Source organism: Clostridium minihomine (assembly GCF_900240385.1).
GTDB lineage: Bacteria > Bacillota > Clostridia > Oscillospirales > Acutalibacteraceae > Faecalispora > Faecalispora minihomine.
The window spans coordinates 409,794-423,518 of record NZ_OEQH01000001.1 but is presented as its reverse complement, the minus strand read 5'-3'; the positions used below and the strand labels follow the sequence as shown (position 1 = coordinate 423,518).

Here is a 13,725-nt window from a genome sequence, read left to right as displayed (position 1 = left end):
TCCTGTCTTATCTTCGTTTCTAGTTTAATCCTGCACCATCCGGCACAGCTCAAACAAGGTGTTCATACATTCAATGGGCGTCAGCGTATTGACATCCAATTGTTTCAGCCGGGTGACCAGTTCTGATTCTTTGGGGGATACCAACGCCATCTGCCCTTCCGGCTCTGCCGGCACATGCTTCGCAGAACCTTTGGCCGCCGTTACCGGCTGCCCGTGTTCCAGCTCATGCAGCACCTGCTTGGCCCGGGTTACCACCTTATTGGGGACCCCTGCCAGCTTGGCCACTTCAATGCCAAAGCTGTCATCTGCCCCGCCCCGCACAATGCGGCGCAGGAAAGTAATGTCATCGCCGCGCTTTTTCACTGCAATGTTATAGTTCTTCACACCCGAAACCAAATCTTCCAACACCGTCAGCTCATGATAATGGGTGGCAAACAATGCTTTTGCCCCCAAAGATCGCTTGTCCGCCACATGCTCCAGCACTGCCCGGGCAATGCTCATGCCGTCAAAAGTAGACGTGCCGCGCCCGATTTCGTCCAGCACCAAAAGGCTGTGGCTCGTGGCATTTTTTAAAATCTCTGCCACTTCTGTCATTTCCACCATAAAGGTGGATTGTCCCGAAGCCATGTCGTCCGATGCGCCCACACGGGTGAAAATACTGTCTACAATACCAATTTCGGCTGTTTCTGCCGGAACAAAACAGCCAATTTGAGCCATGAGCACAATCAATGCGATCTGGCGCATATAAGTGGATTTACCCGCCATGTTGGGGCCGGTGATAATGGCCACACGATTTTCATTTCGATCCAGCTCCACGTCGTTTGGAACAAAGGGAGCACCGTCCAAAAGCTGCTCCACCACTGGATGACGGCTTTCTTTTAATAGAATTTTACCGCCCAAATTCACTTCTGGCCGGTGATAACCGTTGGCCACCGAAACCGCCGCAAAAGAAATGAGCACATCCAGCTGCGCCACAGCAGAAGCCGTCATCTGCACCCGGGAAAGCTGCTCCGCCACCTGAGTGCGCACCGTTTCAAACAGCTGGCCTTCCAGCTGAACTGATTTTTCCTGAGCACCCAGAATCCGGCCTTCCAGCTGTTTTAAATCTGGGGTGATAAAGCGTTCGCAATTGGTTAAAGTCTGTTTTCTTATGTACCCCTCGGGAACTTTATCCCGATAAGAGTTCGACACTTCAATATAGTAACCGAATACTCGGTTATAGCCGATTTTCAGTTTTGGAATCCCGGTTTTTTCCCGTTCTTCGGCTTCCAGCCGGGCAATATATTCTTTGCCGCTGCCCATGTCAGTGCGAAAAGCATCCAGCTCTTCATGATAGCCCGGGCGAATCATGCCGCCCTCCCGAATGGAAAAGGGTGGTTCGTCCACAATGGCTTCTTCAATCAAAGCGCATACATCTTCCAGCGGATCAATTTTCTGCCGCAGATCCTGAAGCAGATTGGAACGCATCCCGTCCAAAAGCTGTTTTAATGCCGGAAGTCGAGACAGCGCGCCGCAAAGGGAACGAAGTTCCCTGGCGTTAGCTGTGCCATACACAATACGGGTCATCAGCCGTTCCAAATCGTGAATCCCTGTCAGCTGCTCCGTGATGCTTTCCCGGAACATGCCATCCAAGGTCAGTTCTTCTACCGCATTCTGGCGGCGCAGAATCTGAGCGGGATTTAATAAAGGGCGCTCGATCCACACACGGATCAGGCGTTTTCCCATAGCCGTTTTTGTTTTATCCAAAACCCACAAAAGAGAGCCGCGCTTGCTTTTCGTGCGCATGGTTTCTAAAAGTTCCAAATTCCGCCGGGCGGATAAATCCAGCCCCATAAACTGAGAGCCAAAATACATCTCAATGGAATTCAGACGTTCCAAACCGGTGCGTTGGGTTTTTTTCAGGTAAATCAAAAGGCACCCCACCGCACTGACCACCAAAGGCCGCTCTGAAATGTCCAGTTCGTCCAGCGCCGGTGCAAAATGGTTTTCCAGTACCTTCCCCGCCCCGCGGGTTTCTTCTTCCGGAATGCATTCCAAAGAAGCACTCAGCTTGTCTTTGATAAACTTGGCAAGGCCTGTCAAAGCCAGTGCCTGGGGATTGAGCAAAATTTCACGGGGGCAAAAACGGGCCAGCTCATTTTTCACCTGAGCTTCCAATTCCTGAGCAGAACCGCCTGCCAGTTCCGTTGCCCGCAATTCCCCGGTGGAAATATCAGCAAAGCAAATTCCCGCACTGTTTTCTCCCGAAAACAAAGAGCAGATAAAGTTATTGCGGGATTCGTCCAGCATACTGCTTTCCATCACCGTACCCGGCGTAATCACCCGGATAACGGCCCGCTTTACTAAACCTTTGGCGATGGCCGGATCCTCTACCTGTTCACAGATGGCCACCTTATAGCCTTTGGCCACCAGCCGGGCAATGTAGCTTTCTGCGCTGTGGAAGGGCACACCACACATGGGGGCGCGCTCTTCCTGTCCGCAGTCCCGTCCCGTCAGGGTCAGTTCCAGTTCTTTAGAGGCCAGTTTGGCATCTTCAAAAAACATTTCGTAAAAATCGCCCAGTCTGAAAAACAGCAGAGTGTCCGGATTTTGTTCCTTGATTTCAAAATATTGCCGCATCATAGGTGAAAGATCCGCCATGATTCCATCTCCCTGTCTGTTTCAGTGTTTTTGTAACAAGTTCAATTGCGCCCGGATTAATGGCAGCCAGAGCAGCTGGAGCATCCGCCGGCACCGCAAGCACTGGGGTTATAATCCGCCAAATCCGGATCCTCTCCGTCAGCAGATGCATTGATAATGGCACTGATGCGCTGCAGCATCAAATCCATATCTTCTTTGGCCAAGTTAAAGTCCAGCATTGCCGGGTGGTTCATGACCTGATCATAGGTATTGCGCAGTTCCTCGTTCAGTTCCTGCATTTTATCCTCGTCTCGGTCTGCTTTAGCACCTTCTCTGCTGATAGCAATTCTTTTCAGGTTAAAATCTGCAATCAGGCCTTGCAGTTCCTGGTTGCTGTCGCTTTCCTTTTTTGCCTGCTGAAATGCCAGATATCTTTCATCCTTTTGAATCTCTTTTCCTAACTGACGAGCCATTTCAATAATGTCCATATTTGTTGCCTCCTAAAAAATAAATAAAATAAATCCACACCGCCGAACAGAGGCTTGTTCCAGCCAAAACCACTCGGCATCGCACAAGATTAGCATTCCCGCAAAACAGCGGGGACATCAAATCCCTAAACTAATTCTCCGTTTAAAATCCAATGACGTGCCTTGGTAATTTTAACCGGACAGAAGTTTCCAACCAATTCGTCGCCGCCGTCAAACTCCACAATGACGTTTCCCCCGTTGCGCCCAACCATCAGGCCGGTTTTGGGGTTTCGTTCTTCTGCCAGCACCCGCTGAACAGAACCCACCATAGAAGCACAACGGGCCGCGGCGATTTCTTCCTGAACCGCAAGCAGCTCTTGAAACCATCTGGATTTTTCCTCATCCGGAATGGGGTCGGGCATTTTTGCCGCCCGGGTTCCCACTCGTGGGGAATAAATAAAAGTAAACAAAGAAGTAAAGCCCACTTCTTTGACCAGGCTGATCGTATCCAGAAATTCCTCATACGTTTCCCCGGGGAATCCTACAATAATATCAGAAGTCAGTGACAAATCGGGTATTTTCTTCTTCGCATAAGCTATCATGTCCAAATATTTTTCACGGGTGTACCCCCGGTTCATTTCTTTTAGCACCCGGTTATTGCCCGATTGGAAGGGCAAATGCAGGTGGTGACAGATGTGCTCGCTTTCCCCTATCACATCAAACAATTCGCGGGTTGCATCTTTGGGGTGAGATGTCATAAAGCGAATTTGGTAATCCCCCGGAATTTCATCCAGTTCCCGCAATAGCTGCGCAAAATTGATAGAAGGGGTCAGTTCTTTGCCATAGGAATTCACATTCTGCCCCAACAGGGTAATGTCCCGGTAGCCTGCCTCTACCAACGAGCGAACCTCGTCGATAATCGCTTCGGGCCGGCGGCTGCGTTCGCGCCCGCGCACATAAGGAACCACACAGAAGGAACAGAAATTATTGCAGCCATACATTACGGTGACCCATGCCTTAAAGATTCCGTCACGGCGAATGGGCAGCCCTTCGATAATGTTTTTATCTTCACTGTCGTCGCCCCGCTCAAACACCCGGCGGCCATCCGTAATGGTGCGAAACAAAAGCTCCGGCAATTTGTGAATCACATGGGTTCCAAACACCAAATTGACAAAAGGAAAGCTTTTTTTCATTCGCTCGGCCACATGTTCCTGTTCCATCATGCAGCCGCAAACCGCAATGATAAGCGAAGGATTGCGCCGCTTAACGTTTTTCAGCGCCCCCACATTGCCGAACACCCTATCTTCCGCGTGTTCCCGAACAGCACAGGTGTTAAACAGGATCAAATCTGCGTCTTCCTCATTTTCTGTAAAAGAAAAGCCCATCTGCTCCAGCTGACCTTTGATTTTTTCCCCATCCGCCACGTTCTGCTGGCAGCCATAGGTGCGCACGCATGCCATGGGAACCGCGCCTTTTGCGCGGATAGACATCGTCTGCGCCACTTCTTCAATATATCGTTCGCGGGTGTATTCCCGCACCTTTTGATCCAGCTTTACTGCCAAAGAGAGATACCTCCTACACCGTTGGTTTTCTGCCGTTTTCCGCCTGTTCACAGCAGCCTACCAAAACTTCTTTTTCCGGTGAAAAAGAACCGTTTCTGCCGCGGAAAAACCTGTTGGCCGATTTTGTTAGTATACCATATTTTATTCCCAGCGGCAAGTAAAAGGAGGCTGCCGCAAAACATTTGTTTTACGGCAGCCTCCCTCAAGTAACGCTGGAAAAAACCACCTTCTGCAGCGGTTTTTCCAAAGGCTTTTCGCAGCCCAGCCTTTGGCAAAACAACAACTAGGATGACAGCCGCCGTCCAAGTGATTCTGATTCACAAACTGCAAGCGGGCCTTACCGAAATCATCCCCAAAGGCCGAAAACGAACAATTTATCCGCTGTTTTGGCCCATAAAAGCACCCCGCGGACAAAGCAAAAAGCCCAAAAGTGCTTCAGCACTTCAGGTTTTGGGACGATACATCCAGGGAATCAGATTCCAGCACTGCAGCCTGCGGCGCAGCACCCGGCTGGTTCTTCGGCCCGGTATCAGCAGACGATCGTAGCCTTCCACACGCAAATAACCGCGCAGCGCATTGTAGCCAACCCCTTCCCTGAGAAGGACATCTACACAATCCATAATCGTACCCGGAATTTTTTCCTGCGCAAAAGACTCACAAAGTGCCCGGTTCTCTTCACAGCGATTCTCAATAACAGCTTGTACCCGAAGAGCGGCTTCAATGGACTGAAAAACTTCCCGCCCAATGGCAGCGCCTTTTCCCCGCCACAGCTCCAATTCCCGGTTTCGTTTTAAAACCAGAGGAGCTTTGGCAATCTTGCCGCCGCAAAGCAAACAGCAATAGATGAATTCTTCGCTGTATCCGTAGCGGCAGTTTTCTTGAAAATGAAGCTTTTGTGCCTGAATAAAATTTCTGCGCAGCAGCAATGCGGCAATGTCTACCCGCATCTTGCCCTCTGCCATTTGCCGGGCATACCAGGCGCCGTCCAACGCCGCTTTGCCCTTTATCGGTTCCGCATCGCCTTCGATGGCACCAAACACAAGATCCGCCTGTGTTTGGCGTGCAGTTTCCAGATAGCTTTCCAAATAAGCGCGGTACAGCCGCCGGGCAAAAGCAAAGGTAAGATACTCGCCCGTTGCTTTTTGCATTCCGGTGTTCAGCGCAGCCGACACACTTCCTTTGCCGTTTTGTATGACAAAGCCATGCATTTTTTCTTCTTTTATATACTGTACCGCACGAAGAACAGTCTGATCCTCGGAACCCATGTCCACGACAATCCACTCCACCGCCGTACCGGCAATTTGTTCTTTCAGGGATCGCAAAATCCCCGGCAGCTCGATTTCAACATCCTTTACAGGAAGAATTACGGAAAGCTCGGGTGTTTGCATGACCAACGCACACTCCTGCATTAAAATTCAGATAAAGAACTTTATTTGATAAAAATAAAACAATAATTTCCCTGTTCCCAGTATAGCATATTTTCGCCGGGAATAAAGATGTAAAAGTACCAGAACCGAATGTAAAATCAAAAATCTTTTGTCATTTTTTCCACAGTAGGCTGAGTAACTGGGGGAAAATCCCTTTGCCCGCCGGGATGACAAGCCCTTGCCGTCTATGTTATAATAACCAAATCATATCGATTCAGCTGGTAGCCCGCATTTTTCCGGAATAGCAGCCCTGTGCTTACAGGATTTATTCGCAAAAATCGTAAGATAGCTGTAAGAAAACCGCTGGGAAAATGTCATCTTTTTATACTATAGTGAATAGTGGATATGACTCACACAAAATATATGACAAAAGTTCTTGAAAGGGAATCGGAGCGATGGAAAAACAATGTATTCTGGTTGTGGATGATGATAAAGAAATCGTCCGAGCCATTTCGATTTATTTAGAAAAAGAAGGTTTTGAAGTCCTGTGTGCCTATGATGGAGTACAGGCGGTGGATTTGGCCATGAGCCGCGACATTCACCTGATTTTAATCGATGTCATGATGCCCAAGCAAAACGGGCTGGCCGCCATTCTGAAAATTCGGGAAAACCGCAATCTGCCAATTATCGTACTGTCTGCAAAATCAGAGGACAGCGATAAAATTCTGGGCCTTTCTATGGGCGCAGATGATTATATTACAAAACCCTTTAACCCTTTAGAGCTGGTGGCAAGGGTGAAATCTCAGCTGCGCCGCTATACCACACTGGGGGATATTCACTCCACCGGGCAAAATGCCATCTCAATCGGCAGGCTGACCTTTGACACAGAAAACCGCACACTGACCGCCGATGGCGAGCCGGTGCGCCTGACTGCCACAGAAACTAAAATAGTAGAACTTTTAATGAAAAATGCGGGGCGGATTTTCCCGGCGGAGGAAATTTACCGCCGCGTGTGGAACGAGCCGGCATTTTCAGCAGAAAATACAGTGATGGTGCACATCCGGCGAATTCGTGAAAAAATTGAAATCAATCCGAAGGAACCGGAATATTTGAAGGTGGTGTGGGGCATTGGGTACAAAATCGACAAACCCGAAAAGCGGTAGTTTTGTCAGTTGGCTTTGCTTTTTTTTAAGCGTGAGCATTCTGTTTACCGCTGCCTGTCAGGCACTTTTTGTGTTCACAGCCGGCAGCAGCGCCATTGCAGAAGCAAAGCATTCTGTGCAGATAGCGCTGGAAAACGACCCCCAATTGACCACCGCCTTCCGGCGGGATGTGAGCAAGCTGACCCGTGCGGCTTTGCTGGAACTGACAGACCGGGATTCTGAAGGTAATTTTGCCAAAAAATATCCGGATTTAAAATGGGAAACCGCCAATGTAATGCTGTTTGCCAATGAAGATTACTACCCTGTTCTCAGCAATACCGGTTCGACGGATCCGGAAAGCCCTCGAAATGTTCGGCTGTTAGACAGCTTTCGTCAAGGAGCACCGGAAGGCTATAACTATCTTGTACTGTTTGATGGTGACAGCATTTCTATTGAACGCAACGGGAACCGGGTTTATGACACAGACGCTATGATCGACTTAGACGGATATCAGACTTATTTTTCGGATCTGGCAGATAAGGACGGAGAGTTCTGGGAAGAACACCCGAACCTTTCTGAGCTGTCTTTGGTCATGGTGATTGCACCAAATATCCGCACCGAACAAAAATCCGCCGTTTTATCGGATGCAGTCAACCAACTGTTCCGGCTGCGGATCTCTTTGTTTTTCAGCGCCGCGCTGCTGGTTGCCGCTGTTGTGCTGTTTGTAATTTATCTGTTTATCCGAAGAAAAAAGGCAGAGTTTGATAGCCGCATTGCCCACCTGACCGGCAACATCTGGCTGGAAATCAAGCTTCTCTTTTTGGGTTCCACCCTTTGGTACTGCTTTCAAAATGTTCAGCCGGAACCAAATCCTCCTGCTGAAACATTTTGGCCATTGCTGCTTTTATTCTGGCTGATTCTGTTTGGCATTAACGATGTGCGATATAATCCTCAATTTTATCTGCACAACCTTTACCTGACCTCAAAAAGCCAGTATCTGTCTCACCAAATGAAACGCACCTTTCAAAAGCGGTTACTGAATAGCTTTTTTCTGTTTGTCTTACTGGAAGCGGCGGTCATGATTTTCTTTTGGCTGATTTCTTCCGCAATCGCCAAATGGGTGGCGGCGGCCGCCGCACTGGGAATCCTTCTATTGTATTTTCGGCATTTCAGCCGGGTGCTTCAGGAATTTGCTCAGCTAACCGACCAAATTTCTCAAATGAAAAATGGTGCCTCCTACACCCCCTTGTCCTTGCGAAAAGAATCGGATCTGTTTTTGGCGGCGGAAGAGCTGAACAGCATTCAGTCCGGCATTAACCATGCAGTGGAAGAACAAGTTCGGGCAGAACGCATGAAAATCGAATTGGTCACCAATGTGTCCCATGATATTAAAACACCGCTTACCTCTATCATCAATTACATTGAACTGCTTCGCCAGGAAAAGGATTTGCCGGAGCACGTTCAGGATTACGTCGAGATTCTGGCAGGCAAAGCCGATCGCCTGAAAAAGATGGTACAGGATATTTTTGAAGTATCCAAAGCCAGCACCGGAAACATCGAGCTTCATCTGGAACCACTGATCCTGCAAAAGCTGATTCAGCAAACGTTAGCGGATATGGAAGAGAACATTTCGGAATCCCGGCTGGCTCTTAAATTGGATTTTCCACAGGAGCCCGTCTATATTCTGGCAGACGGAAACCGGATGTACCGGGTATTCCAAAACCTGTTCCGCAACGCGTTGCAGTACTCTTTGGAAGGCTCGCGAATCTTTATTCAGCTGACTGTGCAGGACGGTGCCGCTCTGACCCAGATAAAAAACACCTCGCGCTTTGCTCTGGATAATTTGCCGGATGTAACGGAACGTTTTGTTCGGGGGGATGAATCCCGCACCACCGACGGAACCGGATTGGGGCTTTCCATTGCCAAAAGCTTTACCGAAGCCTGCGGCGGCACCTTTTCTGTCAGCACCAACGCCGATCTGTTCGGTGTTACGGTTTCTTTCCCGAGCGTCCCGGATCCCAAAGACGAGGAAGAAGAGAACGAACAGAAGCAAGCATCCTCGTCAGAAAAAGAACCCACTCTGGAAAATCTTACTCTGCCATCCGGCCAGACGGAAACACCCCCTATAGAATCTGAATAAAGAAAGAGATTTCTGCTAATGACTTGACAATTTGAAGTTTGTAAATTTACAACTGAGAAAAAGTCCCTATGATGGTAATACTAAATGAGTGGAGGGATTGTCATGTGTGAGAAAGTGCAAAAACGAATTATTTTTTCTTTTCTAAGTATTGCTATTTTATATTTCGCGGGGTTTTCCATTTTTTCTTTGGACGAAACGCAACTGGCCAAGTTACCCGGTAATCAATTTTATAAGGATGAGAATCAATTTTTAGGTAAAACACAGGAAAGCGAAGAGGTTTATGAAGCAACCTATCGCTTCCATACCCAAACCGGCAATCCACAAACCTTTGTTGCTTCTATCTATCCGCAAAGTGATGGTCTTTCTCAAAATTATTATGGAACCATTGAAGAGCGTGCTGCAAAAGCGATTGCAGAAATGGCTGAATCAAAAAACATCTCTTTGCCTGCGTCTTATCAAGAGGATATCCAAATTAGTCATGTATACAAAATAAAATAAAAAACAAAAGCAAACCGTCGCAACGGTTTGCTTTTGCTTTTTTGTAATGATTATGAAAGGACCGCTGCTGCAATTGTTTTGCAGCAGCGGTCCTTTTTGTTATATACTTCTTTTCTTTCAGCCTTTCGCCCTTAACGCCATAGCGACCCAGCCTTTTTCTTCCCGGCGCTGCAAGATGTCAAAATCCTGCTCCACCACAGCCAGCACATCAGCTTCACGGGTGTCAATAATCCCGCTGATCAGATAAACCGCTTCGGGCTTTAAAAACTGCTGGATATCCTTGGTCAAAAGAATAATCACATCTGCCACGATATTGGCAGCCACCACATCGAACTGCCCCTGCACCTTTTCGGTCAAATCCCCGTGAATTCCGCAAAACTGATCGGTAAATCCATTGATGCGTGCATTTTCCACAGCGGTGCGAACACCGGCTTCGTCAATGTCTACCCCCACAGCCTTTTCTGCTCCCAAAAGCAAAGCCGCGATGGAAAGAATTCCGCTGCCGCAGCCCACATCCAGCATAGTGCAGCCCGGCGCTACATATTCTTCCAAAAGCTCCATGCACAGCCGAGTGGTTTCGTGGGTCCCCGTTCCAAAAGCTACCCCCGGCTCTAAATGCAGAACCGCACGATCCCCTGCGTCATACGCATCCTCCCATGTGGGGCGGATTAAAAGCTTTTGTCCCACAGGCATGGGCTTAAAATATTTCTTCCAATTATTGATCCAGTCTTCCTGCTGGCAGGCAGCCGTATCAATTTCATACGAAATTCCCGCCGCCCCGTATCGTTCGCTCAAAAACGCCACGGCTTCCGCCGGATTTTCTTTCGGATCAATATAAACATGCACCAACGCCTTGGTGCGATCCTTTTGAAGCAGTTCCTCATCAATCAAATCAATATGAGCAATGTCCCAGGCTTCCTGTTCCAAATTGGAGTAATCTTCAATATAAATACCGTAAGGCACGACCATCTGGGCAATATCGCCCGCTCGATCCACATCTTTTGCCGGCACGGTAATTGTCACTTCTGTCCATTCCATAGAATCCTGTTTCCCCTTTCTGTTCTGCACCTTATTGTACACGATCTGCGGGAAATTGTACATATTTTTCCCAAGCACCTGAATACATTTGACTAGAGCCTATTGGAATATGAAATAGTAAAGGTGGCCATATGAATAAACGGATATTCCTGATTAATACTTTAATTCTCACAGCCGGTTCCATGTTGATGCGAATGCTAAACATTGGGTACCGGGTCTTTATTTCGGATCATATCGGCGCTGCAGGCCTTGGATTATACCAGTTGATTTTTTCCGTCTTTATTTTGGCAATCACCATTTCCACTTCCGGCATCAGTCTGGCTGTCACCCGATTGGTGGCCGAGGCCATGGCCAAAAACGATCCCGGGTATGCCAAAGGAGCGGTGCGCAAAGGAATTGCCTGCTCGTTAACCCTCAGCCTTGCGGCGATGTCTGCTTTGTATTTTCTGGCACAGCCCATTGCCACCGTTTTGCTAAATGAACCGGCTGCGGCCCGCCCTTTGCAGATGTTGGCCCCCGGGCTGCCTTTTATGGCGATCTCGGCCAGCCTGCGCGGCTACTTTATCGCCATGCGCAAGGCTCTGCGCCCGGCAACGGCAGAAATTTTGGAGCAATGCGCCACCATCGGCATTGTGGTGGCGCTGTTTGCTGTTTTAAAACCCGGCACATTGGAATCTGCCTGCCTTATTTTAATGCTGGGTTCCACTGCGGGAGAAATGATCTCTTGCCTTTATAACTGCATTCTATACTTTTGGGATGTCCGCCGTCTGAAAGGGCACCACACACACAGTTCCGGCGCCCTTTGGGGAATTCTGCGCATTGCGCTGCCCTCTATGACCGGGTATACGGCCCGCAACATTCTCAGCACCATTGAAAACCTGCTGATTCCAACCGGCCTAAGAAAAAACGGCGCCGATTCGGTAAGCGCCATGGCTCAATACGGTGTGATTCAGGGCATGGTTATGCCGGTGCTTTATTTTCCCGCCGCTTTGCTGTCCGCTTTGTCTGCCTTGTTGGTGCCGGAAATGGCAGAGGCAAACGCAGCCGGCCGCGAGCGCACCATTACTCGGGCGACCGGGCGGGCCATGCAGATGACTTTACTGTTTTCCTTTTTGATTATGGGGATTTTTCTGGGCTTTTCGCGGGATATCGGGCTGACTTTTTACAAAAATGAACAGACTGGGATTATTTTGCGGATTTTGGCTCCTTTGGTTCCGCTGATGTATTTGGACAGCATTGTGGACAGCATCCTGAAAGGACTGGATCAGCAAATGAGTTCGCTCAAATACAATTTGTCCGATTCCACATTGCGCGTCATTCTGATTTATTCCCTGATTCCTATTTGGGGACTGAAAGGGTATATCGCGGTGGTCTTTTTCAGCACCATTTTTAATGCCAGCCTGAGCATCCACCGGCTGATTAAAGTGGCCCGTGTGCCGATTCAGATGGGAAACTGGGTATTAAAACCACTGCTTTGCACCGCACTAGCCGTCACGCTGGTAACACTTTTGCTGCGGGTTTCCCCCTTTCATCTGCTTTTGCCTTATCAGTGCTTAATTTTACAGGTGATTCTTACCCCGATTCTTTACTGTGGATTTCTGCGGTTATGCGGCAGCGTAACGGGGGATGACATAAAATGGATACGCTCTTTGATTCATCCCAGCCAGCCGGCCGTGGCAAAATAAGATTGACAAACTGGGTTTCACACCCTAAACTAAAAAAACAATAACGTTTTTCAACCCAATGATTCTATGATAATGAGGTCCTATCATGCCAACCTTTGTCAATCTTACCCTATTATTCTCTGTTTACAGCTGCTTCGGCTGGATCTGCGAATGTATTTACTGCTCTGTTCCAGCCAAACGATGGATTAACCGCGGCTTTTTAAATGGCCCGTTTTGCCCAGTGTATGGATTCGGCGCTTTGCTCATCATCGGGGCGCTGTCGCCGTTAATTCCCCTTTACCCCTTTCCACTGGATTTGGTTCTGTTGTTTTTTGCGGCGGTCCTTTTAACCTCTGCCTTAGAATACCTGACCAGCGTACTGCTGGAAAAGCTCTTTCACACCTCTTGGTGGGACTATTCCCAGCATCGGTTTCAAATCAACGGGCGGGTGTGCCTTTTAAACTCTTTTCTATTTGGGATAATGTCTGTATTTGTCTTAAAAATTCTGCACCCGCCCATTCAAGAGCTTTTGCAGACTTTCCCGCGCACAGCCACCTTCCCTGTGGCCGGCGGGCTGTTTGTATACTTTATTCTGGACGGCACCGTTACCGTTATCGGCATTTTGCGCATGAACGGCAAGCTGGCTCAATTGCAGCAGATTTTGGATGAAATTCGAGAGCGCACCGTCGCTTTGGCCGAAAACAACCGGAATACTTTGGAGCAGTCACTGGATGAACTTCGGGACAAAGCCCAAGAAAGAACGTCAGAAACGCTGCTCAGCTTCCACCAGGCAGTAGAAGAACTGCGCTTAAAAGCCGACAGCAGCAGAATCGAAGGGCTGGATCATCTGCGAGAATCCATTCAGGAACTGGTTAACGATGAACTGCGGCAACACCTGCGGCTTCTTCGGGACAAGCAGGAGTATATGGAATCCGACAGTCATCCGATGTACCGCCGAATGATGAATGCCTTCCCCCGGATGCGTTCTATTCAAAGCCCCGAATCCTTTCAGCGGGTTCGTCAGGCGGCGAACGCCGCCCGTGAAAAAGCGCGCAAGCTAACCGGAAAAGACAAGGAACTGTGAGTTCTTTTTCAAAATTATTATTTTAGCTTTTTTAAAGATTGACTTTGTCACGATTTACAAGTATACTGTAAAACAACAAATCACAAATTCATATATGTTTAATTTATTTTAATTTTTGGAAGGAGCTATCCGCAATGAAATTCC

Annotated in this window: 10 protein-coding genes; 5 read left to right on the top strand and 5 right to left on the bottom strand. The window is 48.4% G+C overall.

From position 1 onward, the window contains the following. Positions 1-24: 24 nt before the first annotated feature. The 4 genes from mutS to C1A02_RS01990 form a co-directional block, all read right to left on the bottom strand. Entirely contained in the window at positions 25-2,640 is a 2,616-nt protein-coding gene (mutS, locus tag C1A02_RS02005; RefSeq protein WP_101696527.1) for a DNA mismatch repair protein MutS, read from the bottom strand. Between the two features lie 56 nt (positions 2,641-2,696). Beyond that, positions 2,697-3,107, bottom strand: a complete 411-nt coding sequence (locus C1A02_RS02000; RefSeq protein ID WP_101696526.1) for a YlbF/YmcA family competence regulator — start codon at positions 3,105-3,107, stop codon at positions 2,697-2,699. A gap of 125 nt (positions 3,108-3,232) precedes the next feature. Continuing rightward, positions 3,233-4,648, bottom strand: a complete 1,416-nt coding sequence (gene miaB / locus C1A02_RS01995; RefSeq protein WP_101696525.1) for a tRNA (N6-isopentenyl adenosine(37)-C2)-methylthiotransferase MiaB — start codon at positions 4,646-4,648, stop codon at positions 3,233-3,235. A 443-nt stretch (positions 4,649-5,091) separates the two neighbouring features. Next, complete coding sequence (locus C1A02_RS01990) at positions 5,092-6,036, bottom strand: glycosyltransferase family 2 protein (RefSeq protein ID WP_101696524.1); 945 nt, start codon at positions 6,034-6,036, stop codon at positions 5,092-5,094. Positions 6,037-6,470: 434 nt separating this feature from the next. Here C1A02_RS01990 and C1A02_RS01985 point away from each other — a divergent pair, with 434 nt between their 5' ends. The 3 genes from C1A02_RS01985 to C1A02_RS01975 all read left to right on the top strand — a co-directional run bounded on the left by C1A02_RS01985 (position 6,471) and on the right by C1A02_RS01975 (position 9,795). Next, positions 6,471-7,178 (top strand): response regulator transcription factor, encoded by a 708-nt coding sequence (locus C1A02_RS01985; RefSeq protein WP_101696523.1) that lies wholly within the window; start codon positions 6,471-6,473, stop codon positions 7,176-7,178. Next, positions 7,144-9,297 carry a sensor histidine kinase gene (locus tag C1A02_RS01980; protein WP_101696522.1) on the top strand — a complete coding sequence of 718 codons (2,154 nt, stop codon included), beginning with the start codon at positions 7,144-7,146 and terminating at the stop codon, positions 9,295-9,297. Before C1A02_RS01985 ends, C1A02_RS01980 begins: the two co-directional genes overlap by 35 nt. Positions 9,298-9,399: 102 nt before the next feature. Then, positions 9,400-9,795 carry a hypothetical protein gene (locus C1A02_RS01975; RefSeq protein ID WP_101696521.1) on the top strand — a complete coding sequence of 132 codons (396 nt, stop codon included), beginning with the start codon at positions 9,400-9,402 and terminating at the stop codon, positions 9,793-9,795. 117 nt (positions 9,796-9,912) lie between these two features. Here C1A02_RS01975 and prmA read toward each other — a convergent pair whose 3' ends face one another. Further along, positions 9,913-10,833, bottom strand: a complete 921-nt coding sequence (prmA, locus tag C1A02_RS01970; protein ID WP_243577884.1) for a 50S ribosomal protein L11 methyltransferase — start codon at positions 10,831-10,833, stop codon at positions 9,913-9,915. Positions 10,834-10,964: 131 nt separating this feature from the next. On the opposite strand from prmA, the gene C1A02_RS01965 reads away from it, so the two are divergent. Beyond that, a complete protein-coding gene (locus C1A02_RS01965; protein ID WP_101696519.1) occupies positions 10,965-12,518 on the top strand; it encodes an oligosaccharide flippase family protein in 1,554 nt (517 codons plus the stop codon). Positions 12,519-12,603: 85 nt separating this feature from the next. After that, a complete protein-coding gene (locus tag C1A02_RS01960) occupies positions 12,604-13,581 on the top strand; it encodes a putative ABC transporter permease (RefSeq protein WP_101696518.1) in 978 nt (325 codons plus the stop codon). Positions 13,582-13,725: the final 144 nt, after the last annotated feature.

Coding starts and splice junctions, on each gene's coding strand:
- C1A02_RS01985 (WP_101696523.1), top strand. CDS start 6,471: ATGGAAAAACAATGTATTCTGGTTGTGGATGATGATAAAGAAATCGTC.
- mutS (WP_101696527.1), bottom strand. CDS start 2,640: ATGGCGGATCTTTCACCTATGATGCGGCAATATTTTGAAATCAAGGAA.
- C1A02_RS02000 (WP_101696526.1), bottom strand. CDS start 3,107: ATGGACATTATTGAAATGGCTCGTCAGTTAGGAAAAGAGATTCAAAAG.
- C1A02_RS01975 (WP_101696521.1), top strand. CDS start 9,400: ATGTGTGAGAAAGTGCAAAAACGAATTATTTTTTCTTTTCTAAGTATT.
- C1A02_RS01960 (WP_101696518.1), top strand. CDS start 12,604: ATGCCAACCTTTGTCAATCTTACCCTATTATTCTCTGTTTACAGCTGC.
- C1A02_RS01990 (WP_101696524.1), bottom strand. CDS start 6,036: ATGCAAACACCCGAGCTTTCCGTAATTCTTCCTGTAAAGGATGTTGAA.
- prmA (WP_243577884.1), bottom strand. CDS start 10,833: ATGGAATGGACAGAAGTGACAATTACCGTGCCGGCAAAAGATGTGGAT.
- C1A02_RS01965 (WP_101696519.1), top strand. CDS start 10,965: ATGAATAAACGGATATTCCTGATTAATACTTTAATTCTCACAGCCGGT.